The organism is Nonomuraea sp. NPDC049725, assembly GCF_040674795.1.
GTDB lineage: Bacteria > Actinomycetota > Actinomycetes > Streptosporangiales > Streptosporangiaceae > Nonomuraea > Nonomuraea ceibae.
This window is the reverse complement of the sequence record NZ_JBFANJ010000023.1, coordinates 90,442-105,560: the sequence shown is the minus strand read 5'-3', so window position 1 is coordinate 105,560 and position 15,119 is coordinate 90,442. Positions and strand designations below refer to the sequence as shown.

General features: G+C 73.5%; 13 protein-coding genes. 6 read left to right on the top strand and 7 right to left on the bottom strand.

What is annotated here, in order from left to right:
• Complete coding sequence (locus tag AB0J53_RS40255) at positions 1 to 1,179, bottom strand: DUF418 domain-containing protein (protein ID WP_364182347.1); 1,179 nt, start codon at positions 1,177 to 1,179, stop codon at positions 1 to 3.
• Between the two features lie 83 nt (positions 1,180 to 1,262).
• Between AB0J53_RS40255 and AB0J53_RS40250 the strand changes: the two genes are divergently transcribed.
• Together AB0J53_RS40250 and AB0J53_RS40245 are read left to right on the top strand one after the other, a co-directional pair.
• A complete protein-coding gene (locus AB0J53_RS40250) occupies positions 1,263 to 1,904 on the top strand; it encodes a TetR-like C-terminal domain-containing protein (RefSeq protein WP_219508381.1) in 642 nt (213 codons plus the stop codon).
• Between the two features lie 96 nt (positions 1,905 to 2,000).
• The gene (locus tag AB0J53_RS40245) at positions 2,001 to 3,173 is read left to right on the top strand and encodes an alpha/beta hydrolase (RefSeq protein ID WP_364182344.1); all 1,173 of its coding nucleotides are present in this window, start codon (positions 2,001 to 2,003) and stop codon (positions 3,171 to 3,173) included.
• A 160-nt stretch (positions 3,174 to 3,333) separates the two neighbouring features.
• Here AB0J53_RS40245 and AB0J53_RS40240 read toward each other — a convergent pair whose 3' ends face one another.
• From AB0J53_RS40240 to AB0J53_RS40220, 5 genes are all read right to left on the bottom strand, one after another.
• The gene (locus tag AB0J53_RS40240) at positions 3,334 to 6,087 is read right to left on the bottom strand and encodes an FAD-binding and (Fe-S)-binding domain-containing protein (RefSeq protein ID WP_364182341.1); all 2,754 of its coding nucleotides are present in this window, start codon (positions 6,085 to 6,087) and stop codon (positions 3,334 to 3,336) included.
• Between the two features lie 60 nt (positions 6,088 to 6,147).
• Positions 6,148 to 6,378 (bottom strand): hypothetical protein, encoded by a 231-nt coding sequence (locus tag AB0J53_RS40235; protein ID WP_364182338.1) that lies wholly within the window; start codon positions 6,376 to 6,378, stop codon positions 6,148 to 6,150.
• The gene (locus tag AB0J53_RS40230) at positions 6,375 to 6,497 is read right to left on the bottom strand and encodes a hypothetical protein (protein ID WP_364182335.1); all 123 of its coding nucleotides are present in this window, start codon (positions 6,495 to 6,497) and stop codon (positions 6,375 to 6,377) included. The genes AB0J53_RS40235 and AB0J53_RS40230 overlap by 4 nt, the downstream gene beginning before the upstream one ends.
• A 75-nt stretch (positions 6,498 to 6,572) precedes the next feature.
• Positions 6,573 to 7,229 (bottom strand): response regulator transcription factor, encoded by a 657-nt coding sequence (locus tag AB0J53_RS40225; protein ID WP_364182332.1) that lies wholly within the window; start codon positions 7,227 to 7,229, stop codon positions 6,573 to 6,575.
• Positions 7,226 to 8,365, bottom strand: a complete 1,140-nt coding sequence (locus AB0J53_RS40220) for a sensor histidine kinase (RefSeq protein ID WP_364182329.1) — start codon at positions 8,363 to 8,365, stop codon at positions 7,226 to 7,228. The genes AB0J53_RS40225 and AB0J53_RS40220 overlap by 4 nt, the downstream gene beginning before the upstream one ends.
• Positions 8,366 to 8,540: 175 nt before the next feature.
• Between AB0J53_RS40220 and AB0J53_RS40215 the strand changes: the two genes are divergently transcribed.
• From AB0J53_RS40215 to AB0J53_RS40200, 4 genes are all read left to right on the top strand, one after another.
• The gene (locus AB0J53_RS40215; RefSeq protein WP_364182326.1) at positions 8,541 to 9,800 is read left to right on the top strand and encodes an erythromycin esterase family protein; all 1,260 of its coding nucleotides are present in this window, start codon (positions 8,541 to 8,543) and stop codon (positions 9,798 to 9,800) included.
• A 51-nt stretch (positions 9,801 to 9,851) separates the two neighbouring features.
• Positions 9,852 to 10,859: a DUF389 domain-containing protein gene (locus AB0J53_RS40210; protein WP_364182323.1), complete on the top strand. Its 1,008-nt coding sequence runs from the start codon at positions 9,852 to 9,854 to the stop codon at positions 10,857 to 10,859.
• Positions 10,860 to 10,957: 98 nt separating this feature from the next.
• Positions 10,958 to 12,073, top strand: coding sequence for an AI-2E family transporter (locus AB0J53_RS40205; protein ID WP_364182321.1), 1,116 nt, complete (start codon positions 10,958 to 10,960; stop codon positions 12,071 to 12,073).
• A 51-nt stretch (positions 12,074 to 12,124) separates the two neighbouring features.
• A complete protein-coding gene (locus tag AB0J53_RS40200) occupies positions 12,125 to 13,924 on the top strand; it encodes an alkyl sulfatase dimerization domain-containing protein (RefSeq protein WP_364182318.1) in 1,800 nt (599 codons plus the stop codon).
• 3 nt (positions 13,925 to 13,927) lie between these two features.
• Here AB0J53_RS40200 and AB0J53_RS40195 read toward each other — a convergent pair whose 3' ends face one another.
• Positions 13,928 to 15,118: a DUF2254 family protein gene (locus tag AB0J53_RS40195; protein WP_364182316.1), complete on the bottom strand. Its 1,191-nt coding sequence runs from the start codon at positions 15,116 to 15,118 to the stop codon at positions 13,928 to 13,930.
• Between the last annotated feature and the right edge of the window lies 1 nt (position 15,119).

The window sequence follows — 15,119 nt, the reverse complement described above, 5'->3', positions numbered from 1 at the left end:
CTACCTCACGCGGCGGTACGTCAGGCGGCGCAGCAGCGTCTCGGCGGGACCGCGGCGGCCCGTACGCGACAGGGTGGCGGCGAGCACGACGGTGAACAGCCAGGTGACGATGGCGACGCCGGAGGCGGCGGCGTCGCCGAGCTGGGTGCCGAGCCCGCCGAAGTAGGGCGCGAAGAGCGCGACGAAGACCACCGACTGCAGCAGGTAGCAGGTCAGCGACCACTGGCCGCACGCGGCGAGCGCGCGGGTGACCGCCCCCGGGCGCGCGTGGCGTTCCCGGCCGGCGACGGCGAGCCCGATGAGGGCGGCGTACGCGAGCCCGCCCGCGATGCCGGTGACGCTGTGCAGCGCGTACGCGGTGATGCCGATCGCGTCGGTGGCGTCCCAGAGCCGGGTGTCGATCAGCGTGAGCGGCACGGCGCCGACGACGGCGATCAGCGTGCCGATGACGCCGACCCGGCGGAGCAGCGCCCGGTGCTCCGCGGGCTGCTCCAGCAGGCGGCGGCGGGCCGCCCAGATGCCGAGCAGGAAGGCGGGCACGACGCTGACGGCGAAGTACGTCGGCGTCATCCCGGACCAGCCGATCATCCGCATCACGGCGGCCTCCATCGGGTCGGCCATGGCGGCGGGCGTGTCGCCCTTCTCGGCGGTCACCGTGAGCAGCCCGAACAGGCCGAGCACGGCGACGTGCAGCACGGTGCTGATCCCGGCGGCCCAGAACAGGGCCCGGTCGCTGCGCCGGATGAACCCGACGAGCACCAGCCCGACCAGTCCGTACGCGCCGAGGATGTCGCCGAAGAAGAGCAGGAGGGCGTGGCAGAACCCGAAGGCCAGCAGCCACAGGCTGCGTGCGCGCAGCACCTTCCGCACCTGCGGCCAGGTGCGCCCGGCGGCGAGCTGGCGGTCGGCGAGCTGGACGAGGCCGTAGCCGAACAGCCCGGCGAACATCGGCAGCGCCCGCCCGTCGACGAGCAGGATCTGGATCCCGGCCACCAGCCGGTCGAGGAGGCCGCCGTCGAGGGTGTAGCCGCGGAAGCCGGCGGGGTGGCCGGACAGGTACATGTGCGCGTGCGCCACCGCGATGAGCAGCAGCATGAGGCCGCGCGCGAGGTCGGGGGCCAGGGACCGCCGGCTCAGCGGCACGGCCTGCTGGACGGGGGGTGGGGCGGTGATGGACATGGGTGTCCCCTCAGCATTAGATACACGACTGTAGCTTATGTTGGACAGTAAGATACAGCCTTGTAGCTGAGCAAGGGGCAAACGTGAGCGATCGAAGCGGGCGGACCCGGCGGCGCGGCGACGACCTGATCAACGCCATCCACACCGCTGTGCTGGAAGAGGTGGTCGAGGTCGGCGTCGGCAGGCTCACCATGGACGGCATCGGCAAGCGCGCCGCCACCCCGCGCAGCACCCTCTACCGGCGCTGGTCCGACCCCGTCGAAGTGCTGCTCGACGCGCTCTACCACGCCCACCCGGTCGAGGAGCCGACCCCCGGCGCCGACGACCTGCGCGGCGACCTGATCCGGGCGCTCAAGCTCATGGTCACCTGGACGCTGAGCCCCGCCGGACGCGCCGTGGCGGCCATCCTCACCGACCCGTTGAGCGCGACGAAAATGTCCGAGGCGCTGCAGGAGCGGGTGTTCGCCCACCGGGGCGGCACGTTCACCAGCACCGTGCTGCGTCACTACGCCGAGCGCGGCGCCTTCCCCGCCGGCCGCCTCACCCCGGTGGTCGCCGACATCGGCGAGGCGCTCGTCGTCAAACGGCTGCTCGACGGCATGCCGCCGAGCGACTCCGACCTGATCGACTTCGTCGACCAGGCGATCCTGCCCGCGCTCGGCCTCAGTGCCCCGAGCTCTGATAGTGATCGAGCTGACGCCGCCACACCACGACCGCCAGCATGATCAGCCCCACGCCCAGCACCCCCTGACTTTCGTCAGGGGTCGCTCTGGACTTTCGCGCATGTCGGCGCTGACGTGCGCCTTCGTACGCTCCCTTCCATGAACACGATCCGGCGCAACGCCACCGCTCTCCTCCTCTCCCTGGCCGTCGCGACGCCCCTGGTGCAGACCGCGCAGGCCGCACACGCCGCACCCGCCGCCGACGACGTGCGGCTGGCCATCCCCGCGCCCACCGGCTCGTACGCGGTCGGCCGCGACACGCTGCACCTGGTCGACCGCGACCGGCGCGACCCGTGGGTGCCCTCGGCGGGAGCCCGGCAGCTCATGGTCTCGATGTACTATCCGGCCCGCGACGGCGGGAAGCCCGCCCCGTACATGTCCCTCAAGGAGGCCGAGCTCCTCCTGCGCGGCCAGAACCTCGACAAGCGCTTCCCGCCGAAGATCCTCGCCGCCACCCGCACCAACGCCCGCACCGGCGCGCGCCCCGCCGCCGGCAGGCACCCGCTCGTCCTGCTCTCCCCCGGCTTCACGCTCAACCGCGCCACCCTCACCTCGCTCGCCGAGGAGCTCGCCTCCACCGGGTACGTGGTCGCGCTCGTGGATCACGCCTACGAGTCGTTCGGCACCACGTTCCCCGGCGGCCGCACGCTGACCTGCGTCGCCTGCGACACCATCGAGGGGGCCGGGTCGGACGCCGCGGAGAAGAAGCTGCTGGCCAAGGCCGCCACCGGCCGGGCCGCCGACCTCTCCTTCGTCGTCGACCGGCTGACGAGCCTGCCCGCGTGGAAGCGCTCGATCGACCCACGGCGCATCGGCGCGACCGGCCACTCGCTCGGCGGCAACGCCTCGGCGAGCGTCATGGCCGCCGACCGCCGCGTCCGCGCCGGGGTGAACATGGACGGGACGTTCTTCGCCCCGGTCCCCGAGCGGGGCCTCGGCGGGCGGCCGTTCCTCATGCTCGGCACCCAGGCCGGCCACTCCCCCACCGCACGCGACACGAGCTGGCCGCGCGACTGGAAGCGGCTGGACGGCTGGAAGCGCTGGCTCACCGTCGCGGACTCCGGCCACTTCACCTTCATCGACCTGCCCATCCTCGGCGGCCAGGCCGGCCACAGCGACCCCTCGGCGCCGCTGTCGGGCAAGCGCTCGGGCGAGATCACCCGCGCGTACGTGGGCGCGTTCTTCGACCAGCACCTGCGCGGCAAGCAGCGCCCCCTGCTCGACGGCCCCACCCCGGCCAACCCGGAAGTCACCTTCCAGAACCCGTCCTGACGACCTGCACCTTCCACCAGGGCGTCAGAGCGGCCTCCGCCCCGCTCCAGCGCACGCCGGGCGACCCGCCGCAACCGCTCGTCGGCCCACACGTCGCGGTCGGTCACCCGGGCTCTGACACGACACCGCCTCTCTCACGGGGCTGTGACAATCGGCGCTGTCATCTGGTGACGCGGTCGAGGAGTTCGAGCAGGTGGTGGTACGGCTTGCCGGTGGCGCGGGTGAGGCCGAGCTCGCAGGTGCGGTTGACCGAGGCGTGGGCGGTGAAGTCCCCGGCGGTGACGGAGGCGGCCTCGGCGCGGGTGGCGGAGGCGGTCAGCTCGGGGTGGAGCAGGCCGCGGTCGCCGGCGAAGGCGCAGCACTGCCAGCCGTCGGGCACGACGACCCGTTCGGCGACGGCCTCGGCGATGCGGGTGATCGCGGCGTCGAGGCCCAGTCGGGTTGAGGAGCAGGTGGGGTGCAGGGCCAGCGAGGGCAGGCGGCGGGCCTCGGGCAGGCGGGGCAGGATGCGCTCGGCGGTGAACGCGACCGCGTCGACGACCTGGAAGCCGAGCTTGTCGAACCCTTCGGTGCAGGAGGCGGCGTCGGTGACGACGGGCAGGCGGCCGCCGTCGGTGGCCTCGGTGAGCACGTCCGCGACGCGGCGGGCCATCGTGTCGTGGCCGTCGGTGAAGCCCTTGGACGACCACGGGGTGCCGCAGCACAGGCCGGCGATCTGTTCGGGGACGTGCAGGCGGATGCCGGCGCGCCCGGCCAGGCGGCGGAAGGCGGCCATGACGCCGGGGCCGCCGTCGGCGGGGGCGAACAGCGTGTTGAGGCAGGACGGCAGGTAGACGGCGTCGGGCGAGGCGGCCGGGGCGGCGCGGCGGCGGGTCCCGCCGCGCGGCAGGTCGCGGCTCCATCGGGGCACGGTCTCGGCGCCGACCAGGTCGCGGCCCAGCCCGCTGGCGGCTTCGGGCAGCGCGGGCGGGAGGCTCGCCGCCGTGTCGAGGGCCAGGTTCATGGCGCGGGTGACGCCGTCCCAGTGCTTGGCGGCGCTCTTCCAGCCCGTACGCGCGGCGCGGCCGTGGCGTTCGGCGCGCAGGCGCCGGGTCAGGTCACCGGTGTTGATCTGGACGGGGCAGGCGGTGGCGCACATGCCGTCGACGGCGCACGTGTCGACGGCGTCGTAGGCGTACTCCTCCTCCAGCTCGCGGGCGAGCGCGTGGTCACCGGCGGCCTGGGCGGCGGCGAGCTCGCGGCGCAGCACGATGCGCTGGCGCGGGGTGGTGGTCAGGTCGCGGCTGGGGCAGACGGGCTCGCAGTAGCCGCACTCCACGCACCGGTCGACCTCGGGCTCGACGGTGACGACGGTCTTGAGGTCGCGCAGGTGGGCGTCCTCCCGGTCGGTCAGCAGCACGCCGGGGTTGAGGCTGCCCGCCGGGTCGCACAGCCGCTTGACCTCGCGCATCACCTCGTACAGCTCGTCGCCGTACTGCCGGCGCACGAACGGCGCCATGACCCGGCCGGTGCCGTGCTCGGCCTTGAGCGTGCCGCCCCGGCCCAGCACCGCCTCCACCATGTCCTCGGTGAACTCGGCGTAGCGCCGCAGGTCGGTGGCGAAGCGCTCGTTCAGCATGAAGTGCAGGTTGCCGTCCTTGGCATGCCCGAAGATCACGCTGCGCTCGTAGTGGTGCTTGGCGAACAGCGCGCCCAGGTCGTCGCACAGGTCGGCCAGCGCGGTCACCGGGACGGCCACGTCCTCCAGCAGCGCCGTGGTGCCGCTCGGCCTGGCCCCGGCGACGGACGCGTACAGCCCCTTGCGGATGTGCCACAGCGCGGCCCGGCCGCCCGCGTCCCTGCTCAGCCGCGCGGGCGCGGACAGCTCCAGCTCGCCGAACACGGTGGCGGCCGCGCCCTCGCGCTCGCCGAGCGCGCCGGCGTCGGACTCCTGCCACTCCACCAGCAGCGCCGCATGATCGCGTACGGTCAGCGTACGCAGGAGGTCGTCGGCCTTGGGGTCGGTCTGCGCCACCCGCAGCGACTCGGCGTCCAGCAGCTCGACGGCGGCGGGCTCGGCGGCGACCAGGCCGGGCATCGCGGCCATCGCCTGGTGCAGGCTGGGGAAGACGAGCAGCCCGGTGGCGGCGAGCGGGTGGGCGGGCACCGTGCGCAGCACCGCCTCGGCCACGAACCCGAGCGTGCCCTCGCTGCCGACGATCAGGTGCGCGAGGATGTCCACCGGGTCGTCGTGGTCGAGGAAGCTGTTGAGGCCGTAGCCCATCGTGTTCTTCAGCGCGAACTGCGCCTCGATGCGCCGCACCGAGTCCGGGTTGCCGCGGATCCGGTCGCGCAGCCGTTCCAGCCCGGCCGCCAGCTCGGGTTCGAGCGCGCGCAGCCGCTGCGCGGCGTCGGGCGCGCCGGTGTCGACGACCGTGCCGCTCGCCAGGACCAGCGTCATCGACTCCAGCGTCCGGTACGTGTTCGCGTGGGTGCCGCAGGTCATGCCGCTGGAGTTGTTGGCGACGACGCCGCCGATCGTGCACGCCGACTCGCTGGCCGGGTCGGGGCCGAGCTTGCGGCCGTAGGGCGCCAGGCGGGCGTTCACCTGCCGCAGCACCGCGCCGGGCTGGACCCGCACCCGCGCCCCGCCGTCGAGCACCTCGATCGAACGGAAGTGCCTGCGCGTGTCGACCAGCAGGTGCTCGCTCACCGCCTGCCCGCTCAGGCTCGTCCCGCCCGACCGGAACGTCAGCGGCAGCCCGGTCCGCAGCAGCGCCGCCACCTGGTCGGCGCTCTCCGGCACGAGGACGGCCTGCGGGGTCAGCAGGTAGTGGGAGGCGTCGTGGGCCATGCCCAGCCGGTCGCTCGCCCGTGTGCGGGTGATCCCCGGAACGGCGTTCTCCACTGCGGCGAGGGCGGTGCTGTCGATCACGTTCGTACTCTCTCATCGGCGCGGATGTCGATCCACAACGGGACACGCTATCCCGGCCGATCAGTAGCCGTACCCGCTGCGGCGGAGCTGCCAGGCGCCGGAGAGGCGGTTGGCGACCGACAGTCCGTCCTGGCCCGGCCTGGTGAGCGAGACCGCGTAGAACGCGAGGATCACGGTCACCGGGTCGATCTGGGCGACGGCCACGGCCAGGATCATGGCGCGGGGATCGCCGGTGACCAGGTGGACCACCCCGGCGATGAAGGCGGCCTTGAGCGGCACCCCGACGGTCACGGCGAGCAGGATGAGCCGGGTGTGCTGGCGCGCTTCGGCCGGTCGATGCCGTACGTGCTCCCGTACAGCCCGACGGCCAGCAGCAGGCTGCTGAGCAGCAGGAAACCGATTCCGACCAACGTTCTTCCGAGGCCGCACGAGCCGGCTGGAACGAGGATCAGGCCGGACACGGCCAATGTCCAGAGCGGGCGGCCTCACGCCGGGGGGCCGAGGCCGGATCGCATGGCGAACACCACGAGCTGCGCCCGGTCGCGGGCCTTCAGCTTGAGCATGGCCCGGCTGACGTGGGTGCGCACGGTCTCGGCGCTGACCACCAGGCGGGCGGCGATCTCGTCGTTCGACAGGCCGGCGGCGACCCAGGAGGCGACCTCCCGCTCGCGGGCGGTCAGGTCCTTGATGCCGGGATGCGCGATGCGGGCGGGGGCGCGGCCGGTGAACTGGGAGATCACGCTGCGGGTGACCGACGGCGACAGCAGCGACTCCCCGCGCGCCACCACGCGGACGGCGCGCAACAGCTCGTCGGGGTCGGCGTCCTTGAGGATGAAGCCGCTGGCGCCGTCGCGCAGCGCCTCGAACACGTACTCGTCCAGCCCGAACGTGGTCAGCATGACGACGCGCACCGAAGCCAGCGCCGGGTCGCCGGCGATCTCCCGCAGGGTGGCGAGGCCGTCCATCTCCGGCATCCTGATGTCCATCAGCACCACGTCGGGGGCGGTGTCGCGGACGACGGCCAGCCCGGCGCGGCCGTCGGCCGCCTCGCCGACGAGCTCGGTGTCCGGCTCGGAGCGCAGCAGCGTCCGCACCCCGACCCGGATCAGGGCCTGGTCGTCCACGATCACGACGCGGATCACGCCGTCACCTCCGCCGGCATCCGGGCCCGGACCGCGAAGCCGCCGCCGGGGAGCGGGCCCGCCTCCAGCCGTCCGCCGTGCCGCTCGGCGAGCGCGCGCATGCCCCGGATGCCGAGGCCGGTCGCCGGGGCGGGGGCCGCTCCGACTCCCGAGTCGGTGACCTCGACCAGGAGATCGGGCCCGTCGCGGGTGACGGTCACGCGGGCGGTGGCGGCGCCGGCGTGGCGCAGCACGTTCGTCAGCGCCTCGCGCACGATGCGGAACGCGGCGGCGTCCACCGCTCCGGCCAGGCGGAGTCCCGGCTCGACGGTCACGCTGACCTGGATCCCGGCCGCCCGGACGCGCTCGGCCAGCCCGTCGAGGGCGTCCAGGCCGGGGGCGGGCGCGTGGCGGGCGGGCTCGTCGCCGCGCAGCCGTTGCAGCTCGGCGCGCAGGCCGTCCAGGGCCTCGCGGCTGGTGGCGCGCACGGCCTCCAGGGCGTGGCGGGCCCCGTCGGGGTCGCGGTCGAGCACGTGCAGCGCCACTCCGGCCTGCATCGCGATGGCGGCGAGCCCGTGGCCGATGCTGTCGTGCAGGTCCTGGGCCATGCGCAGGCGTTCCTCGGAGGCCACCCGGCGGGCGTGCGCGTCGCGCATCCCGGTGACGGCCTCCCGCCGCACCCGGACGCTGACGCCGGCCGCGAGCGCGACCAGGGCGATCGCCGCCCAGAGCAGCGTGTCGGAGGCCACTTCGGACGCGGTGCCGTCCGCCTGGACGGTCCTGGCGAACAGGGCCACGACGAGCACGCCGAAGTTCGCCGCCACCAAGACCGCCGCGCGCCCGGCCGGCCGGGCGGCCGCCACCGCGTAGATCGCGACGGGCACGGTGAGCAGGATCGGCCCGTACGGGTATCCGGCGGCCAGGTAGGCGGCCACCGCCGCCCCGTTGACGGCGAGCGCGGCACCCGGCCTGCGCCTGCCTGCCGGCGCGAGCGCCGCGACGATCACCAGCGCGTACGCGAGCGCGTCCAGCGGGCGGGCCGCCCGGGGCTGGAAGACGGCCGCCGGTCCGGTGCCGATCAGGCCGGCCGCGAGGAGCGGCAGGCAGGGCCATGCCTGGGCCGTCCGGCCCCGGGCCCGCTGCCACAGATCCGTCACGACCCCGACCATAACCCGGGGCGAAGGTCACGTACTGTACGCAACTTTGCGTATGCCGCTTAGCCGCACGCATGGGGACGACCCGGTCGCGTCCGCCCGTGGACAGTGAGCCTGTCCGGCCACCGTGACCGCCCATCCGCCCATCCGCCCATCCACCCGAACGGGAAGGATCATCATGTTGCGCACTCTCATGGCAGCCGTCCTGGCCGCAACCCCAGCCGCCGCCCCGGCCGAGCCGCAGGTCGTCGACTGGATCGAGGCGAACGCCCGGCAGCGCGTCACCGCGGAGTCGATCGGCGGGGCCACCGTCGTCGGCCTGGGCGAGTCCACGCACGGCACGCACGAGGAGGCGACGCTCAAGTTCGGCGTGCTGCGCCTCCTGGTGGAGGAGCTGGGCTTCCGGTCGATCGCCTGGGAGGAGGACTGGACGACGAGCGTGCGGGTCAACCGCTACGTCGTGCGCGGCGAGGGCGACCTCGACACGCTGATGGGCGAGCTGACGACGACGTGGCGGATGCGCGAGGTGCGTGACGTGCTGGCCTGGCTGCGCGCGTACAACGCGGATCATCCCGGCCGCGAGGTGCGGTTCGTCGGCGTGGAGTACTACGCCACCCGCTCGCTCGCCTACGACGCCGTCTCCTCCTACGTGGCCGGGGCCGCCCCGGGCAAGCTGCGCGAGCTGCAGCGCCACCTGCGCCGCATCCGACCGCGCCACGAGGACACCCGCGCCAATCTGACCTGGTACCGCGAGGTCAAGAACAAGCGGCCGTTCATCCGCCACGCCCGCGCGGTGCACGAGCTGGTCGCCCGGCTGCCCGGGAGCGACGGCCAGCGGCTGGCCCTGCACCACGCGCGGCAGATCCTGTCCTGGTACGAGGCGTTCGCGCTGCCGTTCGAAGACATCTACGCCTACCGAGACGCCCGCGCGGCCGAGAACCTGCGCTGGTGGCAGCGCCGCACCGGCGACAAGGTGGCCTACTGGGCGGCGAGCGCGCACACCGCCGCCGCGCCCGGCCTGCGCGTCACGCTCGGCGGCGGCCCGCCGCTCGTCTTCGACAATGCCGGCTCCTACCTGCGCCGCTGGTACGGCGAGCGCTACCGGTCGATCGGCGTGCAGTTCGACCACGGCACGCTGGGCACCGGGTCCGGCTGCGGCGTGGCTCCCGCGCCGGTGCCGCGCCCGGACCCGGGCTTCGTCAACCGCGTCTTCGGCGACGCCTTCGCCGGCCGCGACCGCCCGCAGTACGTCGTCGACCTGCGCGCCGACGCGCCGCAGGCCGTGCGGGAGTGGTTGCGCGCCCCGGCCAGGCTGCGCGGCTACGCGGGCTACGACCCGGCGCTGGCTCAGCGGTCGTACCTGGAAGGAGGGGCACTGGCCCAGTGGTTCGACGTGATCGTCCACCGGCAGGTGATCACCCCGTGCACGCCGCTGTAGAGGCCGTGTCGCTGCCCACTGTCGGCGTGACCTGCTCGGATACTCGGGGGCATGCTGAGCGGACTTCGAGAGCGCGTGCTGCCCGACACGCAGCGCCGCCCGCTGGAGGATCTGGTCGAGAGCCTGGATCTGTCGGCGGGTGACAGCGGGGCCAAACGGTCGGCGTTCTGGACGATGCTCACGCTGTCGGCGGTGATCGCGTCGGCCGGGGTGCTGACGGACTCGACGGCCACCGTGATCGGGGCGATGATCATCGCGCCGCTGGCCACGCCGATCATGGGGACCGCGCTGGCGACGGTGCGGCACAGCGGGCAGGGCGCGGTCGGGTTCGTGTTCTTCGGCGGGCTGCTGGTGGTCGGGATCGGGGTGGTGTTCTCGGCGTTGCTGCCGGCCTCGTACGAGCTGCTGACCAACAGCCAGATCGCGGGGCGGACGTCGCCGAAACTGATGGATCTGGTGGCGGCGCTGGCGACCGGGCTGGCCGGGGCGGTGGCGCACGCGCGGCGGGACGTGGCGGCGGTGCTGCCGGGGGTGGCGATCGCGATCTCGCTGGTGCCGCCGCTGGCGGTCGTGGGGGTGTGCCTGGGCCGGGGGGCGGGCTGGCTGGCGCTGGGCGCGCTGGTGCTCTTCCTGTCGAACCTGCTGGCGCTGATCCTCGGCGGCATCGTGGTGTTCACGGCGACGGGGTACGGGGCCGAGGCCGTCGCGGAGTCGGGGCGCAGCCGCCGCCGGGCCCGGCTGGTGCTGGCGTCGCTGCTGGTCCTGGTGGTCGTCCCGCTGTCGGCGAACACCGTGGTGAGCTGGCTGCTGACGACGTGGAGCGCGCGGGCGAAGGCGGTGGCCGCCGAGTGGATCTCCGGCGTGCCGGGTTCGTCGATCGCGGGCGTGGACGTGGTCTCCCGGGAGCTGCGCGTCCGGGTGCAGACGCCGGGTGAGCTGCCGCCGGTCTCCGGCCTGCTCGGGGCGCTGCGCGGGCAGATCCCGGACGGGGTGCCGGTCGTGGTGGAGACGACGCGCGGGAGCACGATCCGGGCCGGCCGGGTTGGCGGTGACTCGTGAGGATTTACCCGTTCTTGCTGGGCCGCTGACGCGCCGCGCCCGCGTGCCGCGACGCCGCTTGAAAGGCTGGACGGCGGCGAGCCGACCAGGAGGAACCCATGATCAAGCCGGGCAGGGCGGCGCGGACCGACCGGCCGCGACCGGTGCGGGTGGTGCTGTCGCCCGCGAACGTGGCGCGGGCCGGGCTCGCGCTGGCCGTCCTCGTCGCGGCGGCGTTCTTCCTGCACTTCGTGCTGACCGACGCGGGCTGGCTGGTCGTCCTGGTGGTGCTGGCCTGGTTCGTGTCGCTGGCGATGGAGCCGGGGGTGCGCCGGCTGTCGAGGTGGATGCCGAGGGGCCGGGCCACGATGGTGATGATGGTGGCGCTCATCCTGGCGGCGCTGATCTTCCTGGCGCTGTTCGGCAACCTGTTCCTGGAGCAGGCCGCGCAGCTCCTGCGCCACCTGCCCACCGTCGCCGAGGCCGTGATCTCGTGGATCAACGCCCGGCTCGGCACCCAGTACCGGGTGCACGACATCCTCGCCTCCATCCACCTCACCCCGCAGCAGGCCGCCGAGTACGCCCAGGGGGTGCTCGGCGGCGTGCTGAGCCTGCTGGGCGCGGTGACGAAGACCGTGTTCAACCTGATCACCATCCTGCTGCTGGCCTTCTACCTGTCGGCCGACGGCCCGCGCCTGCGCCACTGGATCGCGCGCCTGCTGCCGCGCCGGCCGCAGCAGCTCTTCGGCCGCGTCTGGGACCTGTCGATCGAGAAGACCGGCGGGTACGTGTCGGCCCGGCTCATCCTGGCCACGATCAACGGGTGCCTGTCGGCCGCGGTGTTCCTGCTGATCGGCATGCCGTCGTGGCTGGCGCTCGGCGTGTGGACGGGGGTGGTGGCCCAGTTCGTGCCGACGATCGGCACGTACATCTCGATCGCGCTGCCCGCGGTGGTGGGGTTCGCCTCGCCGCAGCCGTGGGTGGGGGCGGTGGCGCTGGGCTGGGCGATCCTGTATCAGCAGGTGGAGAACCTGACGCTGGAGCCGAGGATCAGCGCGCGCTCGGTCGACCTGCACCCGGCGGTCTCGTTCACTGCCGTGCTCCTGGGTGCGGCGCTGTTCGGGCCGGTGGGCGCGCTGCTGTCCATCCCGGTGGTGGCGATGCTGTTCGCGCTCGTCGACACGTACGCGGCGACCCGGCCGGAGCCGGTGCAAGAGATGGCCACGGGCGGGTGAAGGTACCGGCTGCGGCCGGGCACCAGGACGCCCGGGGGGAAGGTCGCTTTCATGGCTGACCTTCCCTTTCATGACCGGGCGGACTTCGAGGCCGCCGACCGCGGGTTCCTGGCCGCGCTCGACCCCGCGGTGATCAGAACGGCCGACGGCCGCGTCGTCTGGGACTCCGACGCGTACGGCTTCCTCGACGGCGAGTGCCCGGACACCGCGCATCCCAGCCTGTGGCGGCAGGGCCAGCTCTGCGTCAAACAGGGCCTGTACGAGGTCACGGACGGCATCTACCAGATACGCGGGCTGGACCTGTCGAACATGACGCTGATCGAGGGCGACGAGGGCGTCATCGTGGTCGACCCGCTGCTGTCCAACGAGTGCGCGGCGGCGGGACTGAAGCTCTACCGCGAGCAGCGCGGCGACCGGCCGGTCACCGCCGTCGTCTACACGCACTCGCACGCCGACCACTTCGGCGGCGTGCGCGGCGTCACCGACGGCGACGTGCCGATCCTGGCCCCCGCCGGGTTCATGGAGCACGCGGTGTCGGAGAACGTCTACGCGGGCACCGCGATGAACCGCCGCGCGGTCTACATGTACGGCCCCGACCTGCCCCGCTCGCCGGAGGGCCAGATCGGCACCGGGCTCGGGATGACCACCTCGACCGGCACCATCTCCCTCATCCCGCCCACGCTCGACATCACGCGCACCGGCCAGGAGGAGACGGTCGACGGCGTGCGGCTGGTCTTCCAGCTCACGCCGGGCACCGAGGCCCCGTCCGAGATGAACTTCCACGTCCCGGACCGCCGGGCGCTCTGCATGGCCGAGAACGCCACCCACAACCAGCACAACATCCTGACGCTGCGCGGCGCGCTGGTCCGCGACACCCGGGTGTGGGCGCGCTACCTCGACGAGGCGATCACGCTGTTCGCCGGCGACGCCGACGTGGTCTTCGCCTCGCACCACTGGCCGACCTGGGGCAGCGAGAACATCGTCACGTTCCTGACCCAGCAGCGCGACATGTACGCGTACATGCACGACCAGACGTTGCGCATGATGAACCAGGGCATGACGGGCATCGAGATCGCCGAGGCGATCCGGATGCCGCCGGCCCTGGAGCAGGCGTGGCACACCCACGGCTACTACGGCTCGGTCAGCCACAACGTCAAGGCCATCTACCAGCGCTATCTCGGCTGGTTCGACGGCAACCCGGCCCACCTGTGGGAACACCCGCCGGTCGAGCAGGCCCGCCGCTACGTCGAGTGCATGGGCGGGCGCGAGGGCGTCCTGTCGTACGCCCGCCGCTACGTCGACGAGGGCGACCTGCGCTTCGCGGCCACGCTGCTCAACCACGCGGTGTTCGCCGACGACGGCGACCGGCAGGCGCGCGAGCTGCTCGCCGAGGTCTACACCCGGCTCGGCCACGGCTCCGAGAACGGCACCTGGCGCAACTTCTACCTGGTCGCCGCCCGGGAGCTGACCTCCGGCGTGGTGCCGCCCGACCTCGACACCACCTCGCCGGAGATGCTCCAGGCCCTGTCGCTGGAGCAGGTCTTCGACTCCATCGCCATCCGCGTCGACGGGCCGAAGGCGTGGAACGAGAGCCTGGCGATCGACTGGCACCTGACGGACCTGGACCGGCGGCACCGGACCGCGCTGTCCAACGGCGTGCTCATCCACCAGGCCGATCCGCCGTCCCGGCCGGTGGACCTGACGCTCACGCTCACCAAGCGGGACCTGCTGGGCCTGCTGACCGGCGGGCCGGCCGACGGCATCCGGCACGAGGGCGACCTGAACGCGCTGAACCGCCTGACCGCCGTGCTCGACGACCCGGCTCCGGCGTTCGCGATCGTGACGCCGTGAGCGTCAGCCGCTCCGCCGCCTGAGGCGCGCCTCGACGCGGCTCAGGCGGGCGGCGACCGCGTCCCTGCGGGGGCGCGGCGCCTCCTCGTGCAGCCCGCGCAGCAGCTCGCGCAGCCGCAGCAGGACCATGGGGCTGCGCGCGGTGGCGATGAGCTCATCGAACGTGATCCGCAGGTAGTCCTCCCAGGAGGGCAGCGGGATCACCACGCGGACCCGGCCGCGGGCGTCGGCCGCCGAGCCCACGTCGAGCGCCTTGCCCACGATGCGGCGCAGCAGGTCCTCGGCGTGGTCGAGGGCCTGCACGGCGGTGACCGGGTCGTTGACCGCCGCCGAGAGCGCCCGGAGCGCGATGTCGGCCAGCAGCCGGAACCCGAACGCGGCGTCCTGGGCGAAGGCGCGTTCGGGCCCGGTGAGCACGTGGCGCAGCAGCAGCCGTTCGGGCACGGCGTGGTGGTGCACGTCGGCGAGCGGGTCGCCGTCGAAGAGCTGCCCGCCGATGGGGGCGCGCAGCACGATGACGGCCTCGCGCCGGACGGCGAGGGCGACGAGCGCGGCCACGTCGACCTCCTGGAGCCGGGCCGGCCTGCCCCGCCAGAGGATCGACGACACCGGGGCGGGCAGGTCGAGCGGTTCGCGGTCTGCCCGGTAGGGGCTGCGGTAGACGACGTCGACGACCCGGCGCGTACGCCGGTTGATCACGTTCAGGCAGGGGGCGAGCTGGATGGAGATGAAGGCGCGGATCTGCACGGTGCGCATGAGCAGCGCGGCGACGAGCGCGAGGAGCACGGCCAGCACGGGCACGCTGAGCGAGACCGCGCCTCGGTGGGCGACGACGAGGGCCGCGGTGATCGTGTAGACGAAGACGCCGACGGCGAAGGCGAAGGTGCGCCAGACGGTCGGATCGTCGCGGAACAGGGTGAGCCGCAGGCTGAAGGTGCCCGCGGCGAACTGCATGACCAGGAACAGCAGCGAGAAGATCACGCTGGCCAGGCCGAGCACGCCGAACCCGATGGTGAACAGCGCCCCGGTGGCGTCCCTGGTGGGCAGCGGCACCGTGGGGGGCAGGTTCGGCAGGATCAGCCCGGCGGCGAGCCCGGCCCCGGCGCAGCCGACCTGGACCACGCCGGCCCGCAACCGCCGCCGGGGACGCCGGAAGAGGGCCGGCGGCACGCGTTCCCCCTTGCGTGTGAACACT